At 67.0% G+C, this 3,705-nt stretch carries 3 protein-coding genes; 2 read left to right on the top strand and 1 reads right to left on the bottom strand.

Annotated features, from left to right (window positions below):
• Positions 1-388: 388 nt before the first annotated feature.
• A complete protein-coding gene (locus tag ACOMG5_RS15785) occupies positions 389-2,770 on the bottom strand; it encodes an ATP-dependent helicase (RefSeq protein WP_420344752.1) in 2,382 nt (793 codons plus the stop codon).
• 148 nt (positions 2,771-2,918) lie between these two features.
• Here ACOMG5_RS15785 and ACOMG5_RS15780 point away from each other — a divergent pair, with 148 nt between their 5' ends.
• Both ACOMG5_RS15780 and ACOMG5_RS15775 read left to right on the top strand, forming a co-directional pair.
• A complete protein-coding gene (locus ACOMG5_RS15780) occupies positions 2,919-3,476 on the top strand; it encodes a DJ-1/PfpI family protein (RefSeq protein ID WP_420344751.1) in 558 nt (185 codons plus the stop codon).
• 24 nt (positions 3,477-3,500) lie between these two features.
• Positions 3,501-3,705, top strand: a 205-nt coding sequence (locus ACOMG5_RS15775; protein ID WP_420344750.1) for a ribbon-helix-helix domain-containing protein, incomplete at its 3' end; no start/stop codon positions are given.

Here is a 3,705-nt window from a genome sequence, read left to right as displayed (position 1 = left end):
CCGACCGTGATAATCTCCGACATGACCGTCCTCCTTTGTGGATCATCGCAGACCCACCTTGGCACAGAGATGCCGTCGGGGGGCGGTCACATCATCAAAGTTGTCGAGCAGGCAGGTTTTGCCTTGGCGGGCGCGCTCGGGGAGACATGGGTAAGGCTCGCCCAGGCGGATAAGACCTGCTGTAATCCGCGCGGCAGAGATCCGGAGGTTTTCAAGCCCCCGGGTGCAATGGCCGTACTTCGCGGGGCGCCCGGCTCGGCAATCACACCGCCCCAAGGGACCCTCCCGGATGCCCGCCTGCGGCACATGTACGATGGCTTCCGGCACCCAGGCTCTGTGTGCCACTGGAAAATGCGGGATAGGAGCGCGAAATCCGGCCGCACAAGCCTCAGAACGGCACGTCGTTCGCGCTGTCGGCCGCTTTCAGGAAGCCGGCTTTCACATGTTTGGCGCCGGCCTTGTCGAATTCGATGACGAGCGTGTCGCGCTCGATCTCCATCACCTCGCCATAGCCGAACTTGACGTGGAACACCCTGTCGCCAATGCCGAAGGGCACGACCTCCGCATCCATCACCACGCCGCGCGCCACCGGCGCCGCATGGCCCTTCGCCTGCATCCGCTTCCAGCCCGGCGAATTATACACATCGGCCTGCCGGGCCCGGTCCTCGATCCCGCCCGCGCGTGCACCGCCCCCCATACCGCCGCCATAAAGCCCCGGCGCCGTCAGCACATCCACATGCGCCACCGGCAATTCGTCGATGAAGCGCGAGGGCATCTGCGACTGCCACTGGCCGTAGACCCGCCGGTTGCCCGCGAAGGAAATGGTGCACAGCGCCTCGGCCCGGGTGATGCCCACATAGGCCAGCCGCCGCTCCTCCTCCAGCGAGCGCAGGCCGCCCTCGTCCAGCGCGCGCTGGCTCGGGAACAGCCCGTCCTCCCAGCCCGGCAGGAACACCGCCGGGAATTCGAGCCCCTTGGCCGCATGCAGCGTCATGATCGAGACCTTGTCCTCGGCCTCCTCCTTGTCGTTGTCCATGATCAGCGCGACATGCTCGAGGAAGCCCTGCAGGTTCTCGAACTGCTCCAGAGCCTTCACAAGCTCCTTCAGGTTCTCGAGCCGCCCCGGCGCCTCCGGCGTCTTGTCGTTGAGCCACATCTCGGTGTAGCCGGATTCTTCCAGAATGGTTTCGGCCAGCCGGATATGGTCCTGCCCCTCCAGCACCGCCGCATGCCAGCGCCCGATGCCCTCCACGAAGGCGCGCAGCTGCCCCGCCGCCTTGCCGCCGATCGCGCCCTGCTGCAGCGCGCCGCGCGCCCCCAGCACCAGCCCCACGCCCGCCTCGCGCGCGATGCGCTGGATCCCCTGCTGCGCCTTTTCGCCCAGGCCGCGTTTGGGCGTATTCACCACCCGCTCGAAGGCCAGATCGTCGTCGGGCGAAACCGCCAGCCGGAAATAGGCCATGGCATCGCGGATCTCCAGCCGCTCATAGAACCGCGGGCCGCCGATCACCCGATACGGCAGCCCGATCGAGAGGAACCGGTCCTCAAAAGCGCGCATCTGATGCGAGGCGCGCACCAGAATCGCCTGATCGTTCAGCCGCACCGGCGGCAGGCCATGCGATCCGCCGCGCAGCCCCTCGATCTCCTCGCCGATCCAGCGCGCCTCCTCCTCGCCGTCCCAGTGGCCGATCAGGCGCACCTTCTGGCCGCCCTTCGCCTCCGTCCAGAGCGTCTTGCCGAGCCGCCCCTGATTGGCCGAAATCAGCCGCGCCGCGGCGCCCAGGATATGCTCGGTCGAGCGGTAATTCTGCTCCAGCCGGATCACCTTCGCGCCCGGGAAATCCTTCTCGAAGCGCAGGATGTTACCCACCTCGGCACCACGCCAGCCATAGATGGACTGGTCGTCATCGCCCACACAGCAGATGTTGCGGTGCCCCTGCGCCAGCAGCCGCAGCCACAGATACTGCGCAATGTTGGTATCCTGATATTCGTCCACCAGGATGTAGCGGAACCAGCGCTGATACTGCGCCAGCACATCGGGGTGGTTCTGGAAGATCGTCACCATATGCAGCAGCAGATCGCCGAAATCGACGGCGTTCAGCGTGACCAGCCGGTCCTGATACTGCGCATAAAGCTCGGTGCCGCGGTTGTTGAAGGCCGAAGCCTCCGACGAGGGCACCTTCTCGGGCACCAGCGCGCGGTTCTTCCAGCCGTCGATGAGGCCTGCGAGCGTGCGCGCGGGCCAGCGCTTCTCGTCCATATTGGCGGCGATGATCAGCTGCTTCAGCAGGCGGATCTGGTCGTCGGTATCGAGAATGGTGAAATTCGGGCGCAGCGTCGCGGTCAGCTCGCTCTCCACCAGATCGCCCGGCCGCCCCGGCAGGCTGCGGCTGATCAGCTCGGCATGGCGGCGCAGCAGCTTCACGCAGACGGAGTGGAACGTGCCCAGCCACTGCATCCCCTCGATCGCCCCGCCGAGCAGCCGGCCGACGCGTTCCTTCATCTCGCGCGCGGCCTTGTTGGTGAAGGTCACCGCGAGGATCTCGTTCGGGCGCGCCCGCCCGGTGTGGATCAGATGCGCGATCCGCGCGGTCAGCGCCCGGGTCTTGCCGGTGCCCGCGCCCGCCAGCATCAGCACCGGCCCGTCCAGCGCCTCCACCGCCGCGCGCTGCGCGTCGTTCAGCCCGTCCATATAGGGCGCCGGGCGCGCCGCCATCGCCCGCTGCGAGAGGCTGAGCGCCCCTTCGAAAGGATCGTCGAAATCGGTCATCCGCCCACTCTAACGGCCCCGCCGCCCCACGCCAAGACATGTTCTTACATTGTTCGCGCGCGCATGCCGCCGTAGTATCCGGCTAACACCCGCGCGCCCCGCCCCTGACCTAGGCTGAGAGGCCACCATCAGCAAGGGAGGATGCGCGATGGCCAGGATCCTGATGATCACCGGCGATTATACCGAAGACTATGAAACCATGGTGCCGTTCCAGACGCTGCTGGCCTGTGGCCACAGCGTGGATGCGGTCTGCCCCGGCAAGAAAGCCGGGGATGTGGTGAAGACCGCGATCCATGATTTCGAGGGCGACCAGACCTATTCGGAAAAGCCAGGGCACAACTTCGCCCTGAACGCGGATTTCGACGGGCTCGATGTGGCGGGCTATGCGGCGCTGGTCCTGCCCGGCGGGCGGGCACCCGAATACCTGCGGATGAACCCGGAGGTGATCGCCCGGGTGCGGCACTTCTTCGATACCGGCAAACCCGTGGCCGCGATCTGCCATGGCGCGCAGATCCTGGCGGCGGCGGGCGTGCTCAAAGGGCGCACCTGTTCGGCCTACCCCGCCTGCGCCTATGAGGTGACTGCCTCCGGCGGCAGCTTCGCCGAAATCCCGGTGACAGAGGCGGTGACCGATGGCAATCTGGTCACTGCGCCCGCCTGGCCTGCGCATCCCGCATGGCTGCGGCAGTTCATGGCGCTGCTCTGACATCAACGGGAGGGAGGCCCCGCGATGTGCGAACTCTTCATCAAGGCCGATGCCACGCAATGGCAAAGCCGCACGCACAGCCTGCGCATCGACGGGGTCGCGACCTCGGTCCGGATCGAGAACCACTTCTGGGACACGCTGGAGGAAATCGGCGCGGGGGGGGGGGGGGTGGGGGGGGGGGGGCGGGCGCGGCGGGGGGGGGGGTGGGGGGGGTGGGGGGAACGAACAC

Source organism: Paenirhodobacter sp., assembly GCF_041916475.1.
GTDB lineage: Bacteria > Pseudomonadota > Alphaproteobacteria > Rhodobacterales > Rhodobacteraceae > Rhodobacter.
This window is presented reverse-complemented; position numbering and strand designations above follow the sequence as displayed.